The 25,453-nt window shown below is 60.3% G+C and carries 26 protein-coding genes and 2 pseudogenes; 10 read left to right on the top strand and 18 right to left on the bottom strand.

Annotated elements, in window-relative coordinates:
* Nucleotides 1-9 precede the first annotated feature (9 nt).
* The 7 genes from IVB23_RS28440 to IVB23_RS28410 form a co-directional block, all read right to left on the bottom strand.
* The gene (locus IVB23_RS28440) at nt 10-612 is read right to left on the bottom strand and encodes an FMN-dependent NADH-azoreductase (protein ID WP_247800852.1); all 603 of its coding nucleotides are present in this window, start codon (nt 610-612) and stop codon (nt 10-12) included.
* A 359-nt stretch (nt 613-971) separates the two neighbouring features.
* Nucleotides 972-1,901, bottom strand: coding sequence for an aldo/keto reductase (locus IVB23_RS28435; protein ID WP_346659120.1), 930 nt, complete (start codon nt 1,899-1,901; stop codon nt 972-974).
* A gap of 58 nt (nt 1,902-1,959) precedes the next feature.
* Nucleotides 1,960-2,139, bottom strand: coding sequence for a hypothetical protein (locus tag IVB23_RS28430; RefSeq protein WP_247800851.1), 180 nt, complete (start codon nt 2,137-2,139; stop codon nt 1,960-1,962).
* A gap of 98 nt (nt 2,140-2,237) precedes the next feature.
* Complete coding sequence (locus IVB23_RS28425; protein WP_247800850.1) at nt 2,238-2,810, bottom strand: cupin domain-containing protein; 573 nt, start codon at nt 2,808-2,810, stop codon at nt 2,238-2,240.
* 70 nt (nt 2,811-2,880) lie between these two features.
* On the bottom strand, nt 2,881-3,687 hold the full coding sequence (locus tag IVB23_RS28420; RefSeq protein WP_247804982.1) for an acetoacetate decarboxylase family protein: 807 nt from the start codon (nt 3,685-3,687) through the stop codon (nt 2,881-2,883).
* Between the two features lie 201 nt (nt 3,688-3,888).
* Complete coding sequence (locus tag IVB23_RS28415; protein ID WP_247800849.1) at nt 3,889-4,440, bottom strand: isochorismatase family protein; 552 nt, start codon at nt 4,438-4,440, stop codon at nt 3,889-3,891.
* Nucleotides 4,441-4,577: 137 nt separating this feature from the next.
* Nucleotides 4,578-4,997: a DoxX family protein gene (locus IVB23_RS28410; RefSeq protein WP_247804981.1), complete on the bottom strand. Its 420-nt coding sequence runs from the start codon at nt 4,995-4,997 to the stop codon at nt 4,578-4,580.
* Between the two features lie 133 nt (nt 4,998-5,130).
* Between IVB23_RS28410 and IVB23_RS28405 the strand changes: the two genes are divergently transcribed.
* The gene (locus tag IVB23_RS28405; protein ID WP_247800848.1) at nt 5,131-5,994 is read left to right on the top strand and encodes a LysR family transcriptional regulator; all 864 of its coding nucleotides are present in this window, start codon (nt 5,131-5,133) and stop codon (nt 5,992-5,994) included.
* Nucleotides 5,995-6,256: 262 nt separating this feature from the next.
* On the opposite strand, the gene IVB23_RS28400 is transcribed toward IVB23_RS28405, so the two are convergent.
* Nucleotides 6,257-7,681 carry an alginate export family protein gene (locus IVB23_RS28400; RefSeq protein ID WP_247800847.1) on the bottom strand — a complete coding sequence of 475 codons (1,425 nt, stop codon included), beginning with the start codon at nt 7,679-7,681 and terminating at the stop codon, nt 6,257-6,259.
* Nucleotides 7,682-7,946: 265 nt separating this feature from the next.
* Nucleotides 7,947-8,618, bottom strand: a pseudogene (locus IVB23_RS28395) (IS5 family transposase); the annotation flags it as partial.
* Nucleotides 8,619-8,696: 78 nt separating this feature from the next.
* Here IVB23_RS28395 and IVB23_RS28390 point away from each other — a divergent pair.
* Nucleotides 8,697-9,448, top strand: a protein-coding gene (locus IVB23_RS28390; protein WP_247800519.1) for an IS5 family transposase whose coding sequence is annotated in 2 segments (ribosomal slippage) — nt 8,697-9,027 and nt 9,027-9,448 — 753 coding nt in all. Because the reading frame shifts where the segments join, the coding sequence is not laid out codon by codon here.
* Nucleotides 9,449-9,466: 18 nt separating this feature from the next.
* On the opposite strand, the gene IVB23_RS28385 is transcribed toward IVB23_RS28390, so the two are convergent.
* A complete protein-coding gene (locus IVB23_RS28385; protein ID WP_247800846.1) occupies nt 9,467-11,029 on the bottom strand; it encodes a site-specific integrase in 1,563 nt (520 codons plus the stop codon).
* Nucleotides 11,030-11,158: 129 nt separating this feature from the next.
* Here IVB23_RS28385 and IVB23_RS28380 point away from each other — a divergent pair.
* A pseudogene (locus tag IVB23_RS28380) lies at nt 11,159-11,254 on the top strand.
* Nucleotides 11,255-11,447: 193 nt separating this feature from the next.
* On the opposite strand, the gene IVB23_RS28375 reads toward IVB23_RS28380, so the two are convergent.
* On the bottom strand, nt 11,448-11,876 hold the full coding sequence (locus tag IVB23_RS28375; RefSeq protein ID WP_247800845.1) for a helix-turn-helix domain-containing protein: 429 nt from the start codon (nt 11,874-11,876) through the stop codon (nt 11,448-11,450).
* 147 nt (nt 11,877-12,023) lie between these two features.
* On the opposite strand from IVB23_RS28375, the gene IVB23_RS28370 reads away from it, so the two are divergent.
* From IVB23_RS28370 to IVB23_RS28360, 3 genes are read left to right on the top strand one after another with little or no spacing between them, the layout of a single operon-like run.
* Nucleotides 12,024-12,635 (top strand): cation transporter, encoded by a 612-nt coding sequence (locus IVB23_RS28370; RefSeq protein WP_346659119.1) that lies wholly within the window; start codon nt 12,024-12,026, stop codon nt 12,633-12,635.
* Nucleotides 12,632-13,882 (top strand): efflux RND transporter periplasmic adaptor subunit, encoded by a 1,251-nt coding sequence (locus IVB23_RS28365; RefSeq protein ID WP_247800843.1) that lies wholly within the window; start codon nt 12,632-12,634, stop codon nt 13,880-13,882. The genes IVB23_RS28370 and IVB23_RS28365 overlap by 4 nt, the downstream gene beginning before the upstream one ends.
* A gap of 4 nt (nt 13,883-13,886) precedes the next feature.
* Nucleotides 13,887-17,105: a CusA/CzcA family heavy metal efflux RND transporter gene (locus tag IVB23_RS28360; protein WP_247800842.1), complete on the top strand. Its 3,219-nt coding sequence runs from the start codon at nt 13,887-13,889 to the stop codon at nt 17,103-17,105.
* A gap of 85 nt (nt 17,106-17,190) precedes the next feature.
* Here IVB23_RS28360 and IVB23_RS28355 read toward each other — a convergent pair whose 3' ends face one another.
* Nucleotides 17,191-17,985: a nucleoside phosphorylase gene (locus IVB23_RS28355; protein WP_247800841.1), complete on the bottom strand. Its 795-nt coding sequence runs from the start codon at nt 17,983-17,985 to the stop codon at nt 17,191-17,193.
* Nucleotides 17,986-17,993: 8 nt separating this feature from the next.
* The gene (locus IVB23_RS28350) at nt 17,994-18,635 is read right to left on the bottom strand and encodes a class I SAM-dependent methyltransferase (RefSeq protein WP_247800840.1); all 642 of its coding nucleotides are present in this window, start codon (nt 18,633-18,635) and stop codon (nt 17,994-17,996) included.
* A 144-nt stretch (nt 18,636-18,779) separates the two neighbouring features.
* On the opposite strand from IVB23_RS28350, the gene IVB23_RS28345 reads away from it, so the two are divergent.
* Nucleotides 18,780-19,031 (top strand): SHOCT domain-containing protein, encoded by a 252-nt coding sequence (locus tag IVB23_RS28345; RefSeq protein WP_247800839.1) that lies wholly within the window; start codon nt 18,780-18,782, stop codon nt 19,029-19,031.
* Between the two features lie 54 nt (nt 19,032-19,085).
* On the opposite strand, the gene IVB23_RS28340 is transcribed toward IVB23_RS28345, so the two are convergent.
* The 4 genes from IVB23_RS28340 to IVB23_RS28325 are packed head-to-tail and all read right to left on the bottom strand — an operon-like array spanning nt 19,086 to nt 22,579.
* Nucleotides 19,086-20,201, bottom strand: a complete 1,116-nt coding sequence (locus tag IVB23_RS28340) for a cysteine desulfurase family protein (protein ID WP_247800838.1) — start codon at nt 20,199-20,201, stop codon at nt 19,086-19,088.
* A gap of 2 nt (nt 20,202-20,203) precedes the next feature.
* Complete coding sequence (locus IVB23_RS28335; protein ID WP_247800837.1) at nt 20,204-20,557, bottom strand: DsrE family protein; 354 nt, start codon at nt 20,555-20,557, stop codon at nt 20,204-20,206.
* 12 nt (nt 20,558-20,569) lie between these two features.
* Nucleotides 20,570-21,835: an MFS transporter gene (locus IVB23_RS28330; protein ID WP_247800836.1), complete on the bottom strand. Its 1,266-nt coding sequence runs from the start codon at nt 21,833-21,835 to the stop codon at nt 20,570-20,572.
* A gap of 3 nt (nt 21,836-21,838) precedes the next feature.
* Nucleotides 21,839-22,579, bottom strand: a complete 741-nt coding sequence (locus IVB23_RS28325; protein WP_247800835.1) for an MBL fold metallo-hydrolase — start codon at nt 22,577-22,579, stop codon at nt 21,839-21,841.
* A gap of 72 nt (nt 22,580-22,651) precedes the next feature.
* Here IVB23_RS28325 and IVB23_RS28320 point away from each other — a divergent pair, with 72 nt between their 5' ends.
* The 3 genes from IVB23_RS28320 to IVB23_RS28310 all read left to right on the top strand — a co-directional run bounded on the left by IVB23_RS28320 (nt 22,652) and on the right by IVB23_RS28310 (nt 24,883).
* Entirely contained in the window at nt 22,652-23,320 is a 669-nt protein-coding gene (locus IVB23_RS28320; RefSeq protein WP_247800834.1) for a metalloregulator ArsR/SmtB family transcription factor, read from the top strand.
* 109 nt (nt 23,321-23,429) lie between these two features.
* Nucleotides 23,430-24,242, top strand: a complete 813-nt coding sequence (locus tag IVB23_RS28315) for a methyltransferase domain-containing protein (RefSeq protein ID WP_247800833.1) — start codon at nt 23,430-23,432, stop codon at nt 24,240-24,242.
* A 53-nt stretch (nt 24,243-24,295) separates the two neighbouring features.
* Nucleotides 24,296-24,883 (top strand): Crp/Fnr family transcriptional regulator, encoded by a 588-nt coding sequence (locus IVB23_RS28310; RefSeq protein ID WP_247800832.1) that lies wholly within the window; start codon nt 24,296-24,298, stop codon nt 24,881-24,883.
* Between the two features lie 9 nt (nt 24,884-24,892).
* Here the strand turns inward: IVB23_RS28310 and IVB23_RS28305 are convergent, their stop codons facing one another.
* Nucleotides 24,893-25,441: a nuclear transport factor 2 family protein gene (locus IVB23_RS28305; protein WP_247804980.1), complete on the bottom strand. Its 549-nt coding sequence runs from the start codon at nt 25,439-25,441 to the stop codon at nt 24,893-24,895.
* Nucleotides 25,442-25,453 lie beyond the last annotated feature (12 nt).

Raw genomic sequence — 25,453 nt, 5'->3', positions numbered from 1 at the left:
TGCGATAGATCAGGCCGCCGCGGCGAGCGCTTGCTTTGCACCCTCTAGTGCCGCCTGGCGCGCTTCCGGCCCGAAGCCGATCTTCTCGACGTGGATAAAGGTGACGTCGGCAAGTCCGATGAAATCGAGCAAGGTCCGCAAATACGGTTCCTGGAAATCCATCGCTTGAGCGGGGCCTTCTGAATAAAGGCCTCCGCGCGATTCGATGACGATGACTCGCTTTCCGGTGAGCAAGCCTTGCGGTCCGGCTTCCGAATAGCTGAATGTGACGCCCGGCCGCAGCACATAATCGAACCAGGCCCGTAGGCCGCTCGGGATGCTGAAGTTGTACATCGGCGCGCCGATTACGACGGTGTCGGCGGCCCGCAGCTCGGCGATCAGTTCGTCCGACAGGGCCCGGGCAGCCCGTTCGGCATCGGTCGCGGGCTCACCCCGGACACCCGCCACATTGGCGGTGGTAAGGTGTGGGACCGGCACGGTACCAAGGTCACGACGAATAACGGTTGCTCCGGGGCTCGCCTCCAACAACCGATGGACAGCTTCCTCAACCAGGGCTTTGGAAACAGACCCGTCGCCAAGAACACTGCTGTTGAGGACCAGAATACTTGCCATGAACATTCTCCTTGGTGCCGACTGGTCCAAGATGCTGTTCATGGGAGCGAGGCGGTAGCCTCGCATAGCGCTAAGCTGTGTCGCGCAAACTGGAACGGCTATGTCGCACGGAAGTCTGACTGGGATCGAAGCAGCTGCGTATTCACCGCAGCGGCATGCCGAAGGCTCAGTGCTTATGCTGCGTGGCCTCGCCCGGATGCCGCTTCGCTATCTCGAGCACAGCAACCGCTCGGCTCCTACTGTGAGGCTCCTGCTTCTCACGATTACCCACGTCAGAAACCCGGAACCGGCGCGTCTCTGTGCAGCAGCCCCTCGTGTTTCAGCTCTGCCCAAAGGTCAGCGGGAATATCAAGTAACATTCAACCAATGTTACGTTCGACTTGCGATGTCGCATCCGTCCCTGGTATCACGGATGTAACCGAAGGGTGCCCAAGCGGAAACTGCAGGGCTGCGGCAGCCAAGGGCACGGAATATCGTGCGCATACCGCTTCGATCCGCTGGACGGCATTGAGGATTTCCGGACGGGCCGGCTTGTAGTTGTATTTGGCGCCTTCCTTCGCGCCGGTGGCAAGAATGCCGGAATTGTAAGGTCCGCCCAGCATGATGCCGATATTTCTCTCAAGGCACAGTGGAAGGAAGTCTCCCAGTCCGCCCTGCTCCAAAAGCGTGTACCGCCCTGCCAGGTCGAAGAAGTCAAAGTCGCCGGCGCGGGTAAAGTCCATGCACACATCGACCTCGTTGACACCGACGCCGACAGCTTTGATGACCCCCTGCTTCCGCAGATCATCCAGAACGGGATAGCACTCGTCCATCGATTGCTTGAAATACGTCAGATAAGCCTCTCGGCTTCCGTGCGACCAGACATCGACATCGTGGATGAGCAGGCAGTCGATCGAAGAGATACCTAAGCGCGCCATGCTCTGGTCGATTGCCCGCAGCGTGCCGTCGCGCGAGTAGTCGAACACCTCGTTGAAATCCAGCCCCTTCGCGTCGGGTGATCGATCGAGAGGAAACTCCTTGGATGGAGGCAGCAAGTAACGCCCGACCTTTGTGGACAAAACGTAAGTTTCTCGCGACTTCTGTCGCAGAACTGCACCCATGCGTACTTCCGACAACCCCTGTCCATAGTGGGGCGCCGTATCAAACAGGTTCAGACCGGCATCGTAGGCCGCCTCTACTGTCCGCAACGCCTCGTTCTCGGCCGCTCGCCCGAGCATGCCGCCGCCAAAGCCTAAGATCGTGACCTCGACGCCCGTTTTGCCGAGGCTGCGTTTAGACAAAGGATCCATGGTCCTACATCCCGTCGACTGTGATCAGAGAATCCCCGGCCGACATCAGCCGCTGCTCTTAGCGTTCGGTGCTCGGAGCGATGTAGACGCCGTTGATGCGACTAATCTGGGTCCCGAGCATCGGCATGTAGTCCTCCGCACCACCAACCGCGAAGGCTGCAGCGTAGGAATTCCTGATCGCGTCGGTGAGCGGGTTGACGCGCCCGGCGCTATCGGCCATCGCCCGGAGATCGCGCATGGCCCACCTGTCCGGAATGGCTCGACTATCTTTGCCGCATCGAGGTGGAGAAGCCTCGGAAACGGATCTCGTGACCGAAACTTGGCCTGTCGAGCTCCTTACTTCCGCAGCGAATTCCACGGCGCATCGTTGGCGACATCGACCACCTCGTACCCTGTAGGTCCAACGGACGGTCCGAGGATCGCGGCGATCTTCGCGGGCTGGTCGCCGACATTGAACGAGGCGAGCACGACATCCGGCGGAATGAAGGCGGAATCACCGGGACCGAGGGTGCGCTTCTCGCGATCGATCCACTGCTCGATTTGCCCGGCAAGGACAAGCACCACCTCTTCTTGGTCGGGATGCTTGTGGAAATTGTGTCCCTTGCCCGGATCGAAATTGACCTCGATCACGGTGAGCTGCTTGGCGCCCGTGCTGGGCGGATCGCTGAGCCGCCGGGATGATCCAAAGTCATCGACCTTGAGCTGGGCTTCATTTGCGATAACGAATCTACCAGGCATCGGATTGCTCCCTACATTTGTTCTCTGATTTGGCAGCTCTTGAGTTTGACTGAATGTCGCATCGAACGGCAGAGCGGCACTCAGTGCTCCAAGCGCGCCAAGCGCAAGGGCGTCTCGTCTTGTCTCGGTCATTGCTCCCTCCACCAGTGGAAGCGAGGCGCTCAATGCCAAGTGGTATCGCTACTACCGTTCGATGCGGTAGCCCTGCTGGTGGCCAAGCTGTGTCGCAAAAAGTGGAACGCTAATGTTGGACCTTGAAGACCCACAAACGGGTGTCGAAGGGGCGAGCGTGAACTACAGGTCCCGCCTTTGCCGTCGACCGCTGCATCACGCGTCGAATGGATAGGTTTCCGTGGGCCGGCGCAGCCGGAATGCGGAGTTGTAAAACGCAATGGCCTCTATGGCTCCAGTGATCGGCAATTGATGCACTGCGGAGAAGGCCGACGCACCAGTAAACGTCAGCGAGCCGTCGCCGGACCAGATTTCGCCGGCCGAGAACTCCAGCCGACGGCACCAATTCGCAAACCGCCAAGGGGCCGCCAGGAACCGCCGAGCCGACGACCCGCAGTCCGAGGACTTTAACGATCTGCGGGTTTGCAGCGCTGATTTCGCCGACCAATTCGCTGGGGCGGAAAATGCCCTGCGCCAATGTGACACCGGCCGGTCGCGACAATCGCGCGGTCACAAGCCCGTACACATTGGATTGGTTCATGTCGAAATCGATCTCGCCCAGCAGCTTCGGATACCCCTCTCTCTCCCGCCCGGCCAGCATTCCCCGCTCGTTCGAAATGAAAATATGCGGGACAAATCCGACCTCTTCGCCGCGGAACCGAGCGTGAATGATATGAATGTATTCCCGGAACGGGCCGATGCTGCTGAACGCGTAGGACAGGAACATCACTGACACTTTGGGATCTTGTTCGATTTCCAGGTCGGCAGGCAGTAACGCCGCCGCCGCATCCGCATTCGTGCGATAGCTGAACGTCACTTGGTTCACGCCCCTGAACGACGCGTTTGTGAAACTCAGGGGGTCCGCGTGAACTGGCATCGTTTGTGCGAAGCCGTTCCGAGTCATTTGCCACGCATTGTCACATCGCTCCTTCCGCCAAGTTTTGCGATCCCCTAGGCCGAGCCTGCATCGAAAAGGCGAGCACCCCGGGGCGACATTCAGAGAGCCGAGGCAGCCTGCGGGGCGATCACTGTGTGGCGCCCGCAACCCGCCATCAGCGGCCAGCCATGGCGCATCTCGTCAGGGAAAACGCCGCGGCCTTGCGAACTTCTGAGCCTCGGGCATGTACCACTTGATGACGTCCCGGGCCCCGTCGGCGAGCGGTGACTTCCAGTCACGAAAGAGCTCGGTGACCAGTGCGAGGGACGTGTTCGGGACCGCACCGGCCGCCGTCAGGCGTTCGATCGCGGTCCGGTGGGCGAGCTGTGACATGCCACCAACCGCGTCGACGACGAACATGGCTTCATAACCGGCGCGCATTGCATCGATGATCGGGAATGCCAGACAGATCTCGGTATAGAGCGCCCCGAAGATCAGCCGCCTTCTGCCCGTCTTCTCGACAGCGGCCCGGAACGCAGCATCTTCCCAGGCGTTCATCGAGCTTCGGTCGATGACTTCGACGCCCGGCAGTTCGTCCGTGATCGACGCCCGAGTGGGGCCGTTCACGCCCATCGTGACACCGACGGAGCTCAGCACCACGGGGATATTGAAAGCTTTGGCGGCCCTAATCAGAAACCGGACGTTCAGATCGATCTCGTCCGGCGTCGTCTCAGACTTCACGTTCTCGAACATTTCCTTCTGATAGTCGATCAGGATGAGAGCGACCTCTTCCGAGGTCCAGACACCATGGGCTTCACTCATAACAAGTTCCTTTATCTAGGCGTGAATAGGACACACGACCGGGCATGCTGATGCCCGGCCGCCCCAAATCATCGGCTGGTTTGCGTCAATTCACGGGGCTGGCTTCGGCGGGCGTCCAGGCTCAACGAGCCCGCGCCGAAGGCGGCGACCTGTAGCAGACCGCCGGCAACAGCGATGTTCTTGAGGAAATGGATCAGTTGGTTCTGGTCCGCGAAATCGTGGTGAAACGCCAAAGCGGCCGCCACGGCAAAGGCCGCCAAGACCAGGGCGACGATCCGTGTCTGATATCCAATCACAAGGAGCAATCCGCCTCCGCCCTCGACCACGATCGCGATGAGGTAGCCGAGAAGCGGCGCCGGAAGGCCTGCCGAGGCGATATAGCCTTGTGTCATCGCGGGCGCCGCGATCTTGCCAAGGCCACTCAGAAGAAACAGAACGGCGATCAGCACACGGCCGGCAGCCGCAAGTGTCGTAGTTTGATTTTGCATTCGTGATACCTGCGCTGTCTGAAAGGGCTGGTCAGAGGCCCACTCGCCTCCAGCAAAACCCACATATCGTTCCTGTACGCGATGTGGTAGCGTCGATTCAGACGAAGCTGTGTCGCGAAAAGTGGAACGCTGATTGGACCTTGAAGACCTGCAAACGTTTGTCGAAGTGGCCAATGCTGGGGGCGTCTCGCCGGCCGCCCGCCGGCTCGGGGTCTCGAAATCCATCGTCAGCCGGCGGCTGTTCCGGCTGGAAACGGAACTTGGCGTCCAGCTTCTCGCACGGACCACCCGGGGCGCCGCGCTGACTGAAGCCGGCGACACATTCCGCGACCACGCGGCCCGGGTGTGCGCCGAGATGGACGTCGCGCGGGAGACCATCTTGCCCGCTGGCGAGCTACGCGGGCGCCTGCGGATTGCTGCGCCGCTATCCTTTGGGACTACACATTTGGCGCCCGTATTCGCGCAACTGGCACGGCACCACCCGTTGCTCAGCGTGCATGCCTCTTACACTGATCGCTTCGTGGATATTGTAGGAGAGGGTTTCGACTGTGCGATACGTGTCGGCTATCTCCCCGACTCCAACCTGATCGCGCGTCGCATCGGGCCGATCGATGGAAGACTCGTCGCGAGCCCGGACTACATCAAGCAGTACGGAGCTCCAGAGACGCCCGACGAACTTCTGACGCACCAAGCCCTCATGCAGGGCACGGAAGTCTGGCCACTGAGCGACGGCGACAAGACCGTTACCCTCCATCCGCAGGGACGGTTCAAGGCGGACAATGGCGTCGCGCTCGTCGCCGCAGCAGTGGCGGGACTAGGGATCGCCGCGCTCCCGGATTTCCTGACCGAGGACCATTTGGCCTCTGGAGTCCTCGTCCCTGTGATGACACGCTATCGGTTTCCCGATGCCGGCGGCATATACGTCGTCCGACCTCCGGGACACCCGGCGCGGAAAATCCGGGTGCTCACCGAACTGATGATCCAACATTTCGGATAGTGTCGGGTGCGCGGAGCCGTCCGCCGAGGAGTTGCCCGCAGGCAAAGCTTCTTGATGCGAGGGGGCTTCTATCGCGCTGCTCGTCCGCGATCGAGGAAGCGGTCCACTACTTGATCTCTAGACCAGCTTTCCCTTCTGTCGTGGCGCAGTGCCCTTTGGCAGGAAGATGTTGGTGTAGGCGACGCCCGTTGAGGACGTCGTCCATACGCGCAACGTGTGATCCCCACAACGGCCGTGTTCCTTCGATCCAGGGTGACTTCATCTAGAACTTGAAGCGCGCGAATGCGGACGCGTACTGGACATCGCGTCCGGGCGTTGCACTATCGGTTAGGAACGGACCCACCGCGAAATATGCGTAGGCCAGCGAGAGGTCGACATGCCGCGTGGCATGCCATACGATCGACGCCGAAAGTTGGTCCCCAATGTAGCGCTCGCGGCTCTCTTGTCCCGTCCGCAGCAAATTGCCTCCCAACCCGTAGACACGATCGTCGAGGCTGTTCCTCCAGAACCAGTCGTAGTCAATTCCGAATTGAACTGAATCCGACAAGTGTGCCTGGAGCGAGACGCCGAGACGCAACATATTGGAAGGGCCGTTCAAGCTGATAGCTGCTTGACCGAAATAGATGCCGCTCGGAAAGAGTGGACTGAAAGTTCCGAAAGTGCCGCTTCCCGCGCCGCCATCGCCGCTTGTTGCGCCTGCCTTGAGACTGACCCGGGGCGAGAACTGCACTGACTTGAAGGTGTATCCCGTGTCAGTGGCGAACGAGTAGGCGCTCAGGGGCAGGCCCGCAAAGCTGCCGGTCTGATACGTCAGCTCCCAATCGTAGTCCCAATTTCCCCGCCATCCAAAAGCTCGCACACCGAGGGTATGACGGTTCTCGTCGCCTGTACCGCGATCGAATGCAGCCTGGCGATTGTTGATGCCTAGATAGTAAAGGTCGAGGCCACCACCGATCGAAGGGAGCAACTTCGTCGCATAGACGCCCCAAAACGTCGTGCGCGTGTCCGTCGGGTCGTCAAACACCTGCGGACGGCTCAGCACCGGCTGAGTGACGAACGCCGTTGCTTTCCAGAAGCCGCCGTCGAGGATCGCAGAGGCCCCATCGAACGCCCGCCGGACGTTCGGTCCCTCGCGCACGTCTACGAACCTGCCGGAGCCGAACTCAAACTCCTGCCTGCCGAGACGCACCGCAACATGGGTGTTGGCGAATACGGGCACGTCGAATTCGGCGAACGCCTGCTCGAGCCACAGCCGATCTTCATCCACCGGACGAGGCCCCCCGTTGCGTCCGGCTTCGGTAGCGCTGGAGAGCTGGCCGAACAGGCGGATTCCGCTGCCCAAATGCCAGTCCGCGTACGCGGAAAGGCGCTGAAGCAGGTAACCGTTGTGGTCCTGCGGCCCGACACCCCAATTAGCGTTCTGGAATACGTCGTACCATTCACGCACCTCGCCGCCCAGGGTCAGATACTGATCTTTCTGAGAACCTAGCGGAATGAATTTGATGGGATCCATATAGTCGTGTCTGCATCTGGCATCTCGAAGATAACTGTAGTCTTCGTCTTGACGCAGCAATGCATAGGGTGGCGGTGCCGGACAGGCCGGGGCTGCCCACGCGCCGATCGGGATCGTGCTGAGGACGAACGTCCAAAACGTTGAGCGGCCCCAATATTTTGTCTGCATCCTCATTGGCGCGGGCTCCACTCTCTCAGGAGGTCAATCGCGCGAACAAGCATCGGGACCGAAATAGGTCTCCCACCGCGCGGCCAAATTCGTGCCGTGGCCGCGATTCTGCTATCCGAGGACTAAAATATTTGCCATGACGCTCCGCTTAGCTCTTACATATCGTTCCGACGCAAGATGAGGTAGTTTCACAATCTGCCAATCTGTGTCGCAGAATGTGGAACGCAGATCTTGGACGCGAACGCTTGTCGAAGTCGCCGATGAGGCCGCCTCGTATCGACGCGAGCTGGACAAAGGCAAGGTCATTCCGCGGCGAGCTTGTCGTACCGCGTCGCGATCCGACGGCTCTGCTTGATTCTGTTGAAGCGTTCGACGAGGTTGCGGGGCTTTATAGAGGTAGGGACTGAAGCAATCGGTTTGTTGCGACTGCTTTTCGGCGAGATGCCATGCTCCCTAGTTGACGACGAGTTCTCTGATCCAGTCGGCGTCATAGCCATGATCGGCAAGCAGCATCGATCGACTTTAGGTGAGACAGAAGTTTGCCGGCAAGCCAATTGTCGTGGGCCTCACCGGCCGTCAGCGCGAGCCGGACAGGCAGGCCATTGGCATCAACCACCGCATGAATCTTGCTCGTCAACCCGCCCCATGGCTGTCTTCCGTTCCGAGTGATGCATGCACCGTGCTGATGCACGCGGACAATCGAGGTGTCGATCATCTGTACAGCGGCATCATGGGCGGCGCCAAGTGCGTCTATGATACGACTCCACGCCGGGCCGCCGCCAGCGAACGAAGCGGTTTTAGCAAGATGTTTAGGGATCGAACGCATCCGGCAGATCGCGCCATGGTGGCTTCGGATCGCAGGACCCAGAAAATGCCATTGAGAACACGGCGATCGTTCACCCGAGGAACTCCACGCGGCTTGTTGGGGCAGAATCGGCTTGATCGCGTCCCATTCATAGTCGGCTAGGGCCTGTTTGGATTCAGGATTCTCATTTGGGCTTGGCTGTGATTCAAGCTTGGGATGAACCGATTCGTTTTGACTGACGCCCAATGGGCGAAGATGGAACCACATTGTCTTGGCAAGCCGGCTGATCCCGGCCGGAGCGGCAAGAACAACCGGCTATTTGTCGAAGCAGTCTTGTGGATCGCCCGGACAGGCAGCCCATGGCGCGATCTGCCGCGCGCCTTCGGCAACTGGATAACCGTATACACGCGTTTCCGCGACTGGGCGAAGGCAGGTGTCTGGAAGCGTCTGTTCGATGCGGTCTCGGACGAGCCGGACATGGAATACGTCATGGTCGATGCCACCATCGTCAAAGTCCACCGCCACGGACAGGGCGCAAAAGGGGGACGCAAAACCAAGCCATCGGCCGCTCGAAAGGCGGTATGACCACCAAAATCCTGGCACTTACCGACGCGCTCGGTAATCTCGTGCGTTTCGTGCTGCTGCCCGGCCAGCGCTTCGACACGGTCGGCGTCTCGCCGCTTATCGAAGGGCTGGCCTTCGATGCGCTGATCGCAGACAAGGCGTTCGACAGCAATGCCATCATCGCCGACCTCGACAAGCGCGGCGCCAAGGTGGTCATTTCCCAGCACCCACGTCGCGCCAAGCCTCTCGCCATCGACAAGGAAATGTACAAATGGCGGCATCTGATCGAAAATTTCTTCTGCAAGCTCAAGGAATTCAAGCGGATCGCCATGCGCGCCGACAAAACCGATTTGAGCTTCGAAGCAATGATCAATCTGACCGCCGCCGTGACAAACTCAAGATGAATCCAAACAGACCCTAGTTCATATCGCTGCTGCTTTGTGATTCTTGACTTGGCTTGCCCGAAGCGTTGACAAGGTCGCGCACGGCCGAATGGTTCTCAGCTTGTCGTTACCGCGGATCGACGAAACGTGTTGGGTGTCGCAGCCGATCGGTCCCAGCGGCCCGCGCACCTCAACAAAGACATCCGCTTCGTTTGAGGTTGCATGACAGGCTTGGCGCACCACCCAGGCGGCCAGGCGGCGCTCCTCTTCGACCTCGTCTGGATCGCTACCCGAAGCCCTCTTGAGGAAGCGGGCCAGCGCGGCTTTTCGTGAGTCGCGGTCCAACGCGTAGGCGGTCTGCTTGAACTCGATGCCGTCAAGGAGTCCTTGAATGTAGCCGGAGATCGTGTCCGCGGCCATGATAAGGGCCGTGTCAAGCGTATGGATGTATTTGCTCGTCACCGAACCCTTGGCATGACCAACGAGCGCCGCGATGGTTACCTCGGTAAAACCGAGATCGTTAGCGATGCTCGCGAAGCTGTGACGGAGCACGTGCGGCGTCACATCGGGTAGCGGGGAATCCTCGAAGAGATGCTTCCAATGGTTCGGGAAGCTGCCGAACGCGTTGTCCTCACCTTTCCCCGGGAAGACGTACGTGCCGACGTCGTCGGTGCGACGTCGTTCGAGATATTCGACGACAGACAATCCGATTGGACGAATGGATTCGCCTTCCTTACTGTCCTCCAACCGCAAGCAACTCGCCTCGGTGTCGGCCTCCGTCCATTTCAGGCCGATCATCTCGCTACGCCGGCAGCCCGTCAGCGCCAACTGACGAACGATATCCACGATCGTGGTGTATTTCTCCTGCTTGGCGGCGTCGCGGAGCACCCGACCCAGTATTCGGTACTCCGCTTCCGAGAGCCGACGCTTCCGCACGTTGTCCTTTGGCTTGCGGATGCCATGAGCCGGGTTGCTCTCGATGATACCCGCATCGACGGCGTAGGTGAGAATGCCGCCAAGGAGACCCACGGTGCGCGTGGCCGTTCCAGCGCCGCCTCGGACGATGGCCTTCCCGCGCAGCTTCTTCGTCTTGACCGAAACGCGCGTCTTTCCGGCCATGATGTCCTTGAGAACCTTGTTGATGTCGGTCTTGGTGAGATCCTTGACCCGCCTCGTGCCTATGAGCGGAATGATGTGACGCTCGATGCGGCCTGTGTCGGTGACGATCGTTGAGGCCTTCTTCGGTCGCCCTCCCTTTCCCAGGATAAGGCCGGCCTGCAGATCAGCGAGATAGCGGGTGCACAGGTCCTTCACAGTGATCGCCTTGTGATCGAGCTGGCGATCTTCGACGGGATCATCGCCCCCAGCGACCCGACCGAGTTGCACCTTTGCCTCTCGGCGGGCAGTCTCTGGCGCCCAAGCTCCGTGTAGGCCAATTGTGTAGCGACGAGAACGACCTCCCGTTCGATACTGGATGACGTAGCTGCGCTTTCCAGAACTAAAGACCCGGAGTCCAAACCCCGGCAGTTCGTCGTCCCAGATCAGGTAGTCCTTCTCTCGGGCATCCGCCGCTTCGACAATCCTCTTCGTGATCTTGACCATGACGTTCCTTCGTTCCGGGCATCATCTCTCGCGTAAGCAGGACGTAAGCAGGCGGGAGAAAATCGGTGCGTGTTTTCGGATAGGAACGTCGCTTGTGTTGTTGAGAATATCCAGTTGCTTCAGCCGGATAGCGTAGTCTGGCGTGCCCTATCGCATTTTTCGGACGGGCACGTTATCTTGCTCCGAAGGCAAAGGTCACACGTTCGAATCGTGTCGGGTGCGCCAGTTTTTTTTTATTTTACAGCGCGATATGTGCGCTCGGACTGAAACTCCAGCTTCGCCTCATTCGACCGAGTAAGCATGTCGGTCAGAAACTCGCCAGTCTAAGAACCGTAAGCGGCTGGATTGGCGCGCTCGCGGGCCGCCGCTCACGCCAAATCCGAGTTGGAAGCACGGCGGCACAAAATTCGTATGTTCTCTAGTTCTGAGGCGCGTGTTTTGGGGCTTCGCAGTTGGAAATTGATTCGATGACGCGGCACTCAGCCACGCGACCTCCTTTGCAGCACGCCAATATGTGCTGAAGTTCCCCACGAAGTGCGACGAGCCGCTGAATTTTGCTATCGACGGCCTCAAGGTGCTCGCCGACAAGGGCGTCGATCTGGCCGCAGGAGTTCTCGGGCTGGTCCTGTAATGTGAGCAAGGTGCGGATAGCCTCGACCTCGAAACCCAACTCGCGCGCGTGCCGGACGAAGACAAGGCGGCGGACGTCACTGTCGCGGTAACAGCGACGGTTGCCTTCGGACCGCGGCAAGCGTGGCAGGAGGCCAATCTGCTCGTAGTAACGGATCGTCGGCACCTTGAGTCCGGTACGCCTAGCAACCTCGCCGATGGGGCATTCCTCGCCCATTTTTGGACCTTTCCCTTGCTCCTCTAGTCACTAGAGGATGCAGGATTTGAGCTCACATGTCGAGGATGAAGCATGGCGGGTTGCTGCAATGACGTTTCGTGTTCCCCTGGCGGGCCAGGGCCTAATAACTCCGCGTGGCGCCGTGTCTTGTGGATCGCCCTCGCCGTCAACGGGGTTATGTTCCTGGCTGAGATCGGAAGCGGCATCGCGGCTGGTTCGGCTTCCTTGCAGGCCGATGCACTGGACTTTCTCGGCGATACGGCGAATTACGCCATCAGCCTCGGGGTCGCCGGCATGGTTCTGGTCTGGCGAGCCCGCGCGGCGCTTTTGAAAGGCATCACTTTGCTGGCGCTCGCCTTCTGGGTGATCGGGATCACGGCCTTTCAGGCGCGGTCCGGGACTCTACCGAAAGCAGAGGTGATGGGTGTCGTCGGCACGCTTGCGCTCGTCAGCAATGCTGCCGTGGCCGTCATGCTTTTCCGCTACCGCGCCGGGGACGCCAACATGCGCTCGGTCTGGATATGTTCGCGTAACGACGCTATTGGCAATCTCGCCGTGCTGTTGGCGGCAGCGGGCGTGTTTGGAACCGGCACGGGTTGGCCGGATATCATCGTTGCAGCGATCATGGCCGCGCTGGGGATTTCCGGCGGTGTCCAGATCATCCGCCACGCCGTCTCCGAACTTCGCCCTTCGACGGCGGTCATACTGCCGGTATCAGCGAGGCAAGCCAGCGGCGCCGCAGGTATGTTAAGCAAATGACCGTACGCTTGAAGGTGGCGCGGTTGGCATTTGTGGGTCTCGGGTTTGCAGTCGGGATCGCCGTCGCAAGCCTGGCGCCCGGCGTTCCGCAAACCGTACGCAAACTCGCCGGATTGGCCTTTGGGCCAGGCACAGTGCAATCGCCCGAGCAGCCGCGTGGCGAAGGCAGCAAGGCGCCCGACGATAAGCAAGCGCTCGTCAGCTTGACCGACGAGCAGTTGACGGAAGCGCACATCGATCTGGGACAGGTCGAAGGCGGCATCCTCGCCCACCGCATCATCGTTCCCGGAACGATCATGCCGGTCGCCGACCGGATCGCGAGGGTGGCCGTGAAACTGTCTGGCACTGTGGCGGAGCTGCGAAAGAATATCGGCGATCCAGTGACCAAAGGCGAAGTGCTCGCCATCCTCGAAAGCCGTGAGGTCGCCGATGCAAAAAGCGAATACCTCGCCGCGCGCCTCGCCAATGAGTTGCAGCAGACATTGTTCCAGCGCGACAAAATGGTGTGGGAAGGCCGCGCATCCACCGAACAACAGTTTCTCAGGTCCCGGAGTTTGACTGCGCAAACTGAAATGAAATTCAATATTTCTCGCCAGAAGTTGTTCGCTCTCGGTCTCAGCGAAAGCGAAATCGCGGCTCTCCCAAACGAGCCGGAAGCCTTGCTGCGCCGTCAGGAGGTTCGCGCGCCGATGGCAGGCCGCGTGGCCGAGCGCAAGGTCGATCTCGGCACAGCGGTCGGACGGGATAATCTGGAAACCGAACTGTTCGTGATTGTCGATCTCGATCGTGTCTGGGTCGAGCTCGCAGTCAGTCCGACCGATCTCCCCGCCATCAAGGAAGGTCAGCCCGTGTCAATTGCGGCGCGCGGAATCGCGGAAAAGGCCGACGGCAAGGTCGTCTTCATCACTCCGCTTGTCGACAAGGACTCGCGCGCGGCGCGGGTGGTCGCCGACGTTGCCAATGGAAGCGGCATCTGGCGGCCGGGATCGTTTGTGACGGCGGCGGTCGCGACCGCCGAACAGCCGGTTTCCGTCGCCGTGCCGACCAATGCCATCCAGACCATCGGTGCCGGAAAAGCCGTGTTCGTCCGCACCGCGGAAGGTTTCGAAAAGCGCGCGGTAGTGACGGGCCGCAGCGACGATCGCCTGGCCGAGGTGCTGACGGGTTTGAAAGTCGGCGAGACCATTGCCCTCACCAACACGTTCTTGCTCAAGGCAGAACTCCTCAAGTCCTCCGCCGAGGACTGAGGAGATGATCGAATACGTCCTCGCCGCATCCGTACGTCGCCGGTGGTTGGTTCTCCTCGTGACGCTTGCTGCCGGGCTGTCCGGCGTGTGGTCTCTTACCAAGCTGCCAATCGATGCCGTTCCTGACGTGACCAACGTCCAGGTTCAGATCAACGCCCTGGCTCCGGCGCTCTCGCCCGTCGAGATCGAAAAACAGGTCACATTTCCAATCGAAACGGCCCTTGCCGGCACGCCCGGTCTGGAATCGACCCGTTCGTTTTCGCGCAACGGTTTTGCCCAGATCACCGCCGTCTTTACCGACAGGACAGACATCTACTTCGCGCGCCAGCAGGTAGCGGAGCGCCTCACCGAAGCAAAGGCGAGCCTGCCGCCCGGTGTCGACGTTCGGACGGGCCCGATCTCGACGGGGCTCGGCGAAGTCTATTGGTGGTCGGTGGAGTATCTGCCCGCCGGGGATACCAGTTCGGCCCGCGACGGCAAGCCGGGATGGCAGAGCGACGGTTCGTATCTCACGCCCGAAGGCGAGCGCCTCGCCGACGAATTTCAACGCACCGTCTATTTGCGGACCGTGCAGGACTGGATCATCCGTCCTCAGATGAAGACCGTGCCGGGTGTAGCGGGCGCCGACGCGATCGGCGGATATGTGAAGCAGTACGTCGTGCAACCGAATCCCGCGCGCCTGATCGCCTACGGGCTGTCGTTCGGCCAAGTCGTGCATGCCATCGAAGCCAACAATGTCAGCCGTGGCGCAAACATTATCGAACGTAACGGCGAAGGCTATGTGGTGCGCACCAGCGGGCGCGTCGAGAACCTCGGCGAGATCAAGGAAATCGTCGTCGCGACCCGCCACGCCGTGCCTGTGCGGATCAGGGATGTGGCGGAGGTAGCGCTTGGCCGCGAACTGAGAATCGGCAGTGCAAGCGTGAACGGGCGCGAGGTGGTGCTCGGGACGGCCCTGATGTTGGTCGGCGGCAACAGCCGGACCGTCGCGGCCGCGGCGGCGAGCAAGCTCGACCAGGTCAACCGCAGCCTGCCGCCTGGCATCCGCGCACGCACGATGCTCAATCGCACGCAACTCGTCGATGCCACGATCCACACTGTGGCGACGAACCTCGCCGAAGGGGCGCTGCTGGTGGTGCTGGTGCTGTTCTTGCTGTTGGGCAATTTTCGCGCGGCAATGGTGACGGCCATCGTCATTCCCGTCACCATGCTGATCACCGCGACTGGCATGTTTCAGGGCAGGATCAGTGCGAACCTGATGAGTCTCGGAGCATTGGACTTCGGGCTGATCGTGGATGGCGCGATCATTATCTCCGAGAATTGCCTGCGACACATGGCGGAACGCCAGCGTGATCTTGGCCGGACATTGTCGTTGAGCGAGCGTCTTGACACCGTGACGATGTCAGCGACCGAGATGATCAGGCCGACCGTGTACGGGCAGGCCATCATTATTCTCGTCTACGTTCCGCTCCTGACCTTCACCGGCGTGGAGGGCAAGACGTTCGAACCGATGGCCATGACGGTCATTATCGCCCTGATCACGGCTTTCGTGCTTTCGTTGACCTTCGTGCCAGCAATGATCGCGATCTTCGTCAGCGCACGCGTGCAGGAGACCGAGAGTTTCATCGTCAGCAGTTTGAAGACGCTGTATCAACCTGCGCTTGGCGCGGCGACACGATCACCCATCGTGGTGATCACCGCCGCGATCTTCCTGTGCGTCGGGGCGGCCCTGCTGTTCGCACGGCTTGGCCAGGTGTTCACGCCAACGCTCGACGAGAAGAATATCGTGATGGAAGTCAGGCGGATTCCCAGCACGTCGCTTGCGCAATCGCAAAACATGCAGTTCGGCATCGAGAAGGCCGTCAGCCAACTGCCGCAGGTCGCATTTGTGTTTTCCCGTGTCGGCACGCCGGACCTGGCAGCCGACCCGATGCCGCCGAATGCGGCGGACACTTACGTCATCATGAAGCCCCGGGACGAATGGCCCGATCCACGGATGCCCAAGGACGAATTGATTCGACAGCTCGAAGCCGAGGCATCGAAATCCCCTGGCAACAAAGTTGAGTTTTCCCAACCCATCCAGATGCGCTTCAACGAGCTGATTGCCGGTGTGCGCGCGGACCTGGCAGTGAAGGTCTTCGGCGACGATTTTTCCTCCATGCTGCGCGCGGCCAACCAGATTGCCGCCATTCTCAAGGAAATCGAGGGTGCGGCCGACATCAAGGTGGAGGAGGTGCAAGGCCTGCCGGTTGTGGAGGTCAGAATCGACAAGCAGAAAATCGCCCGTCGCGGCTTGAACCTAGTTGACGTGCAGGATGTTGTCGGCGTCGCCATAGGTGGCAGCCCTGCCGGGCTCGTGTTCGAGGGCGATCGCCGTTTCCAGATCGTTGTCCGACTTGCCGATTCGCAACGCAGCGAAGTCTTGGCGCTGGAAAATCTGCCGGTCACCCTGCCACAAACGGGGTCGGGCACCGGGGCGGTCACCGTTCCGCTGCGTCAACTTGCGAGCTTCCATGTGGGCGAAGGCCCCAATCAGGTCAGCCGGGAAAACGGCAAGCGGCGCGTGGTGGTGACGGCCAACGTGCGCGGTCGCGACATCGGCTCGCTTGTCGATGAGGCACAAGCCAGGATCGCAGAGCAGGTTACGTTGCCTGCCGGGTATTGGTTGGCTTGGGGCGGTCAGTTCGAGAATTTGACCGCGGCGCGGCAGCGGCTCACGATTGTCGTGCCGCTCTGTTTTGGGCTGATATTCCTGCTCCTCTTCGGCGCGCTGGGTTCTGCCCGCGACGCGCTAATCGTGTTCAGCGCCGTTCCCCTGGCGCTTACCGGGGGAGTGGCGGCATTATGGTTGCGCGATATGCCTTTTTCGATTTCGGCAGCCGTCGGTTTCATCGCGCTGTCCGGCATTGCCGTTCTCAATGGACTCGTGATGTTGAGCTTTATCAGACAGCTCATCCATGACGGAGTATCCAAACAGGAGGCCATTGTCGTTGGTGCGCTTACCCGCCTGCGCCCTGTCGTCATGACCGCGCTGGTCGCCTCTTTGGGATTCGTGCCGATGGCCATCGCAACAGGGACCGGAGCCGAGGTACAGAAACCCTTGGCCACCGTCGTGATCGGAGGTCTGATCAGCGCGACGTTGCTGACGCTCTTTGTTCTGCCCGCGCTGTATGCACGATTTTCGAGCGAGCCCAGCAATGCACGAAAGGAAGGCGACCTTTAGACCCCCCAAGGGCTGCAACGATAGAATGAGCGGTGTCTGAGTCCGATTTGAAGCGGAAGACGTCGACGCGGTTGGCCGGGCGTGGTTATGAAGCGTCCTCAAGCGTCCGGAATACCTCGACAAGGCGCGCAAGCACCCCAAGCGCATCCCGCGTGCCGTCGGCCTCGCCCTTCTCAAAATCGTCGCCGGCCTGTCCCATCGTATTGGTGACATGGGCAAGGCATAGCACTTGGGCCTTGGCCGAAGCAGCGAACGCATAAAGCGCGGCGGCCTCCATCTCGACGGCCAGCACACCCTTCGATTTCGCCAGATCGATTGCATCGGCCGTTTCCCGAAACGGCGCATCAGTCGTCCACGTCGCACCGACAAGCACGTGTTGTACCGCGCCACCGAGCGCATCGGCCGCCATCTTCACCAGCAACGGCTGGGCTTCGGCGTATTCGGCGGGCGCAGCATAGTGGTAGCTTGTTCCCTCGTCCCTCAGCGCCCGGTCGACGATGACGAAATAAGGCGGCGGTGTGCTCGCCGTGATCTGTCCGGCAGAAGTCACGCTGATCAGCAAGCGGCAACCGCTGGCGAAAAGCTGCTCGGCGACAAGCACTGCGAACGGTGCGCCGACCGCGCACCCGACCACGCCGACCGTCTGGCCGGAAAGGGTGAACGTATCGAGTTGCGTATGGTAACAGGCCCACGGCTTGAAAGGCTCGGCCTCGCCGCTCTCCCGCAGCCGTCGCACCATGTCGCCATCGGGATCGAGAATGCAGATCGAGGGGACATCAGCGGTCGGCAATCCCTTTTGCCGGCGGGCCTCGCGCAACAACGCGGCCGGAAGAAAGACCGACGGCGCCGCCGTGTTTTTATTGTCCAGGATGGATGGCATGACTGTCCTCAGGCCGGCTGATCTTGCGCGCGTGCGCCAATCACGAAACTGATTTGCAAAGCGCCGCGTTTATGCCGGCGAAGTTCGACCGCTTCGAAGCCGACGTCTCTTGCCGATTGAGCGACTTCGGCTTCGGGCCTGATGTGGTAGATTTCGCTGGGGAACGTCGCCTGAAACCCGGCATCTTCCGCTGGACGGAAACCAAGAACGAAACGGCCGCCCGGTTTCAACACCCGGCGTGCTTCGGCGAGATGATCGAGCGGCGTCTTCCAGAAATAGATCGTATGGACAGCGAAGACCTTGTCGAACGACTGGTCAGCGAACGGCAGCCGGTCACTGTTTCCGAGATGAAACTCCAATCGCTTCTCGGCCACCAACCGCCGATGCCGGCGGGTCGCGTGTCGGTGCATTACCGGCGAGAAGTCTATTCCAGACAGAGAACCGCGCGAGACGAATTTGGCCGCCTTTGCCAGGGTTTCCCCGTGACCGCATCCAATCTCCAACACGGCATCCTCGGGTTGAAGCTGCAGCAGTTCCAGGGCGAACGCATTTTCGTCGGCCGTTTCCTTCGCCATCACGCGCGCAACGATCCGACCGAGCAGGCCAGACGGCTTGCGGCCTTGTTCGGCTATGAATCTCGGTTTGCGCATTGGTACTCCCGGTATTTCGATTGTAGAGCTGCATGGTTGTTTGAGGGACGGTTTCTCGGGGAGTATCCACCTTGATACAGATCAAAGAGGTAAGCCCTATCAAGGTTTACATGCTCAACAGTCCGCTCAATACGGAGCAAAGCCATGATGTATGGTTGGTGGGACGGTTCTCCTGCACCTTGGTATGGCATGATTTTCGGTCCGATCATGATGATCGTTTTTGTCGTCCTGACGGTCCTGATTATCGCGTGGGCGTTGCGCGCGCTCGGTCTTGGATGGCAATCCGGCACACAGGGACGAGACACCCCCCTCAACACCCTCAAGCACCGCTTTGCGCGCGGTGAAATCGATCGTGCGGAATATGAGGACCGCAGAAGACTATTATCCGATTCCTGACGCGTGACAGCGAGAGCACATGCAGGCGACCCGCCGGAGCGGCACGGATACGGATTAGAGGACAGCACTAAGGCGCTCCGCAACCGAGGCGATTTCCTCGCGCGTCGTCCCGCGCCCGAGACTGAAGCGGATGGCCCCCATGCCTGCTTCGGGCGCGACGCCCATCGCCTCGAGGACCGGCGATAGCTCGATACGCCCGGCATGACATGCCGAACCTGTCGAAGCTGCGACACCGTCCAGCCGATCCAGTATCTCCGCACCGACGCGGCCAATGAAGGAAACGTTGAGCGTATTCGGCAGACGATGCGCAGGGTGTCCGTTGAGGGCGATGCGATTGCCGAAACGTTCCTGAAGGTCGCTCCAGAAGTGGTCGCGCAGGGCGAGCACCCGGTCCATCGACGGGAGATTACGCGCCAGTTCGCAGGCCTTGCCGAGACCGGCCGCCAGCAACGCGCTCTCGGTGCCAGCGCGCCGCCCGCTCTCGTGTCCGCCCCCGTGAAGGAGCGGTTCCAGCCGGACGCCACGGCGTACGAACAGGGCGCCGACGCCCTTGGGCGCATAGAGCTTGTGTCCGGCGATCGACAGCAGATCGACGCCGAATCCGTTGACGTCGGTTGCAATCTTGCCGACAGATTGAGCGGCGTCGGTGTGAAAGAGCACGCGATGTTCGCGGGCGACGCGCGCGCATTCGTCGATTGGCTGGATGGTGCCGACCTCGTTGTTGGCGTGCATGATGCTGACAAGAATAGTGCGCGGCGTGATGGCCTGAACCAGGTCATCGGGATAGACGCGCCCGAATCCATCGACAGGCAGGTAAGTTATCCGCGCGCCTAGCCGCTCAAGAAACCGGCATGGCTCCATGATCGCGGGGTGTTCGACCCGGGTCGTGATGATGTGATCGCCGATGTCGCGTCGCGCATAGTACACGCCTTTGAGCGCAAGATTGTTGGCCTCGCTTCCGCCGCTGGTGAATATTACCTCATCTTCGTGACAGCCGAGCAGAGCCGCGATTTTCCCGCGCGCGCCTTCAATAGCGGCTTTCGCCGGCGCAGCCGCCCAATGCCCGCTCGACGGGTTACCAAAACTCTCAGAAAGAAATGGTATCATCGCAGCGGCGACCGCCGGATCGACTGGCGTACTTGCGTTGTAGTCGAGATAGATGGGCTGCAAGGTCAAAATACCAGAACCTTGTCGGCCGTCGCCGTTTCCGTCGCGAGTTCATCCATGGTGCTCCGGCGCGTGCCCGGCATGAGGGCGGCTTCGTCGAGGCCGCGCGCGTCCATGCAAGTACCGCACAACAGCACCTTGCCGTTGCCGGCGAGCACGCGCTTCAGCATTCGTTCGACGTTGTAGAACCCATCAGGCGTTTTTTGGCCTGATCTGGCGGATGTGACCGCGTCCGCCATCAGGAACACGGTCACGCCCGCCTGTGGGTCCTTTTTGGCGAGCGCGTGCGCCAGCCTCAGGCCGTTGTAGACACGCTCGGTACCGAAGGGCGGATCGTTGAGAATGAAGAGAGTGTTCACGGCAGGACTCCATCAAGGTTTTGTGCCAGGTGCTTGCTCGCGCATCACCAGCGCGACCACGGCTCCCGAGAGAAAGGTCAAGGTAGCAATCGACCCGATTGCCCAAGCCATTCCGAAAATGTCGGCAATGATGCCAGCGGCAAGCGCACCGATCGCGTAGCCGAGATCGCGCCAGAACCGATAGACGCTGAGCGAGCGCGCACGCCAGGTCGGATGTGAGGCGTCGGAGACGGCGGCAATCAGGCTAGGGTAGACCATTGCCGTGCCGAGGCCGAGCAGAAGACTGCCCACAAGCCACCATTCGAACTGGCGCGTCGCGGCGGTGAGGAAAAGGCCCGCTGACTGGATCCACATGCCGGCGACGATCAGGCCCTTGCGGCCCCAGCGATCGCTCAAGGGACCGGTGGCGACCTGCAGGATTCCCCATGTGGCAGGATAGATCGCCTTCAAAATACCGATACGCTCGACGCCGAGGCCGAATGAAGCGAAGAACAATGGGAAGATACCCCAGCTCATGCCGTCGTTGAGGTTATTGACGAGGCCAGCTTGGGATGCAGCGAAGAGATTACGGTCACGGAACGTGGTGAGAAGGAAAATCTCCCGAAAGCTCAATAGCGTTGATTGTTTCGAAGAACCGGTGACTTCGAGCCGAACATGTTCACGGGTGTCGCGGACTAACATGACCGACAACAAGGAGCCCAGGACCGCATAACCGATCCCGAGATAGATCGGGACGGGTCGGAGGCCGTATCGAGAGGCGAGATAGCCGGTCAAGAAGGCCGTGACGCCCACGGCGAGGTAGCCGGCGAATTCGTTGAGGCCGACGGCAAGGCCGCGTGACTTCGGTCCGACCAGATCGACTTTCATGATCACCGTCATCGACCAGGCAAGTCCCTGATTGATGCCGAGCAGCGCGTTGGCGGCGATGATCCATCCCCAACTCGGGGCCCATACGATCATGAAGGGGACCGGTAGCCCGACCAGCCAGCCGAGAACGAGAACATGTTTCCGGCCCCAGCTATCGGCGAGTTGCCCGGAGACGAGATTGGCAAGCGCCTTGACGACGCCGAAGCTTACGATGAAGGACACGACGATCGTCGTCGAGGCAATGCCGAACTCTTCGGATCCAATCAGCGGCACCACCGTTCGCTCGATTCCGACCATGCCTCCGACAAAGGCATTGATCAGAATCAGCAGCGCAAACTGTTGCCAGTTTTCCTTGAGTCCGAGCCTGACGCGCGAGCCTTTCTCCATGGAAGCCGTCGGCGCTTCGCTCATCGGTCAGGCGGCCGCGGCCGTCGCACCGGAATTCGCAGCCCTCAATGCGGCTGCCTCGGGCGGAGCCGGCGGAATTTCGGCGAGCATGAAGCGAATGAACTCGGCTTGCTCTTCGATCCTGAACGCCTCGTTGTGGCGCTTCTCGAAGCCAATGGTCGACCACGGCTTGCCGCTCAGGCGACGGCCGCACACCGAGCCGGCATAGGCACCGGGCAGAATCTCGACGTGGTCCGGCAGTGCCTTTAGCCGGCGGACGCTCTGGAACAGATCTCTGGCGCCCTGCTCGGCGCTGACCGCGAGCTCGGTCCGGCCGAGGTCGCCAACCATCAAGGTATGTCCGGTCAGCACAAACCAGGGCTCGTCGGCCCGGGTTCGATCGGTCACTAGAATACAGATGTGTTCCGGCGTGTGGCCGGGCGTGTGCAGCACCTTCGCAGCGACGTTGCCAAGGGGAAGCACCTCTTCGTCGCGGGCTCCCCTGAAAGGACGCGAAACTTCTGCGCGCGACCCGAGCACATATTCGGCGCCAGAAGCCTCGGCGAGTTGTCGGCCGGCAGAGAGATGGTCAGCATGAACATGGGTGTCGATGACAAAATGGATGCGCATGCCGGCGGTTTCTGCCGCGCGCAGATAGGGCTCGATATCGCCGACCGGATCGACGACCGCGCCGGTCGCATGCCCGCCACAGCCGAACAGGTAAGAGATGCCAACCGGATCCTGGTGCAGGAATTGACGGATAATCATGGCTTGCGCTCCCGAATTTCCTGACGTAATTTGATTCAATCATTCTGCTGAATGTTTCATTGAGAAGAGACCGTGTCAAGCAGCGGACCAAAGCAAGCGATCTTCGCCGGGCTGGCTGAAGTGGCGCAGGCGCTCGGCCACGCCCACAGGCTGGAACTGCTGGAGCACATCGCCCAGGGATCGCGGAGTGTCGAAGAGCTATCCGCGAGGGCCAACTTGAGCTTCGCCAACACCTCGCGACACCTGCAGATCCTTCGGCGCGCGCGCCTCGTCGATACCGAGCGTCGCGGCAAGCACGTGCTCTACCGGCTGGCCGGCAGCAATGAGGTGGTTGAGCTGATGCGGGCGCTCGGGCGCGTGGGCGAGCGCAATGTGGCCGAGATCAATCGCATCATGACCGACTACTTCCACGCCCGTGATGCGCTGGAGGCCGTGTCGAGAAAGGAGTTGATCTCCCGGCTGCGTGATGGCCTCGTCACGGTTCTCGACGTGCGGCCCGAAGATGAGTTTGCGCTCGGACATCTTCCCGGCGCCCGCAACATCCCGCTTGGCAAGCTCGAACATCGCCTGACCGAACTTCCGGCGGACCGCGAAATCATCGCCTATTGCCGTGGCCCTTATTGTGTTCTCTCGTTCGAGGCGGTCGCGGCTCTTCGCGCGCGCGGCTATCTCGTTCGTCGACTTGAGGATGGTTATCCCGAATGGAAGGCTGCGGGTTTGCCGATCGAAGCCGTGGCCTGAATACCCTTTTGCGGCGACTTAGCGTGTAGGACTCAACGAACGGCCCCTTGAAAGACGATCGCTCGCGCAAGCGGCCGCCACGGGCAATTAAATCAGAGGGAGTACTCCAATGAATCCAAACAAAGCACTTTGGGAAAACGGCGACTTCACCCGCATTGCGCAGAGCATGAGAGAAAGCGGAGAGGCACTGGTCAGGAGCCTCGGAATCACCAAAGGGCTCAAGGTTCTGGATCTCGGATGCGGCGACGGAACGACGGCGTTACCGGAGGCAAAACTTGGAGCGGACGTGCTGGGTGTCGATATCGCTCAGAACCTTGTGGAAGCTGGCAACAAGCGTACAAAGGACCATGGCCTCACCAATTGCAAGTTTCAGGAAGGCGATGCATCCAATCTGCACGAGCTGAAAGACAAAACTTTTGACCTCGTCGTGAGCATCTTTGGAGCCATGTTTGCGCCAAAGCCGTTTGACGTCGCCAAGGAGATGGTGCGGGTAACCCGGCCCGGTGGTCGGATCGTTATGGGAAACTGGATTCCGAATGATCCGACATTGGTCGCGCAAATCCTGAAAATCAGCGCCTCATACTCGCCTCCCCCGCCGGAAGGCTTCATTAGCCCCGTGACGTGGGGGATTGAGAACAATGTGATAGAGCGATTTGGGGGCGCGGGGATTGCCAAGGAAAACATAGCGTTTGTCAGGGACACCTATCTTTTTAACTTTCCCGGCACACCTTCAGAGCTCCTGGGTCTATTCAGAACGTACTATGGACCGACCATGAATGCATTTGAAGCTGCAGAAAAAAATGGTCGGGTCGCCGATCTTCAGAAGGAACTGGAGGTTCTGTTCAACAGCCAAAACAAGAGCCTCGACAAGGGAGCAACTTCCATTCCTGCGACCTTCTTGCGCGTTACTGTTGGGGTTTGATAACCAGGCCTTGCGTTTCTTGGAGCTGGCTCGATCTGGAGTAGGGACGCTCCATGCTAGGACTCGACGAACAAACCCTTGAAAGACGTTCGCTCGCTCGAAATGAGGCGCTGTTCAGACAGGGCGAGAAAGTCACCGCTATCTATTTTGTCGAAGCAGGACGCCTGCGGTTGGAGCGGCAAACATTCGACGGCAGGTCATTGGTCGTTGGCACGACTTCGTCCGGCAAGTTCTTCGTTGAAGCGGCGCTTTTTGCCGACATCTTCCATTGTGATGCTGTGGCAACGGAGCCGTCACAAGTGCGCGTATACCCCAAGGCTGCGGTGCTCGACGCCCTTCGCGCGGATCCGGCAAACGCCATGTCCTTCCTGTCACTCGTATCGCATCAAGTGATAGAGCTCCGGCACCGTATTGAGATCATGAAGGTCCGTTCTGCCAAGGAGCGCGTCATGCTCTACCTCGATCTGAACGCCGGGCCCGACGGCCGGACGGTCGAGCTGCGAAGCCAGCTTCAGGACATCGCCGGCGAGCTTGGCTTGACCCGTGAGGTCTTCTACAGAACGCTCGCCGGCCTTGAACAAGCCGGGGCGATCGAACGCGACGATGCCCGTATCCTGCTCAAAAGGTCGATCGGCGCATGATTGCCAGCTTCAGGGTCGGCTCGCGAGTTCCCTGGGCTCCCCGAACATCGGAGTGGCCTGGTGAGACACCAAGAGCCAGCGACCGTCGCGGTTCTCGAAAACGTTCGTCACGAAAGCATCGAAACTTAGCTTGTCGCCATTCTTGCGTAGCAGCTCCACCTTCTCGATTCCAACGGCCCACGCGGCGTTCGCATTGGTGCGAACGTGGGATTCTGACACCGTGATTGTTACTCGATCAAACTGACTGAAGCGCATCTCCCAGGCTTTCCTGACGCTGTCCCAGCCGGTTACCACCGTTGTGCTGAGCGGACCAATGAAGGTCGTGTAAGGTTCGTGCGCCCAGACCTTGTCCATTGCACCGATGTCGCGCGCCGATATCGCCGCAATGAAGGCTTGACTCGCGACGTTGACACGCTGCGCGTCCGAAGTTTGTTGGGCATTTTGTTGGCCGACAGCCGTCGTTATAGCCGGCGGAATTCCCAGAATTAGCGTAAGCGTAGCGCCGCGGCCGTTCAGATTGTTTGTGCGCTGTCTTGGGAGCACCGTTAGAAGAGTCATCTTCTGCAAGGG

The sequence above is a fragment of the Bradyrhizobium sp. 191 genome, from assembly GCF_023100985.1.
GTDB lineage: Bacteria > Pseudomonadota > Alphaproteobacteria > Rhizobiales > Xanthobacteraceae > Bradyrhizobium > Bradyrhizobium diversitatis.
The sequence above is the reverse complement of the archived record's forward strand: the minus strand, read 5'-3'. Positions and strand labels throughout refer to the sequence as shown.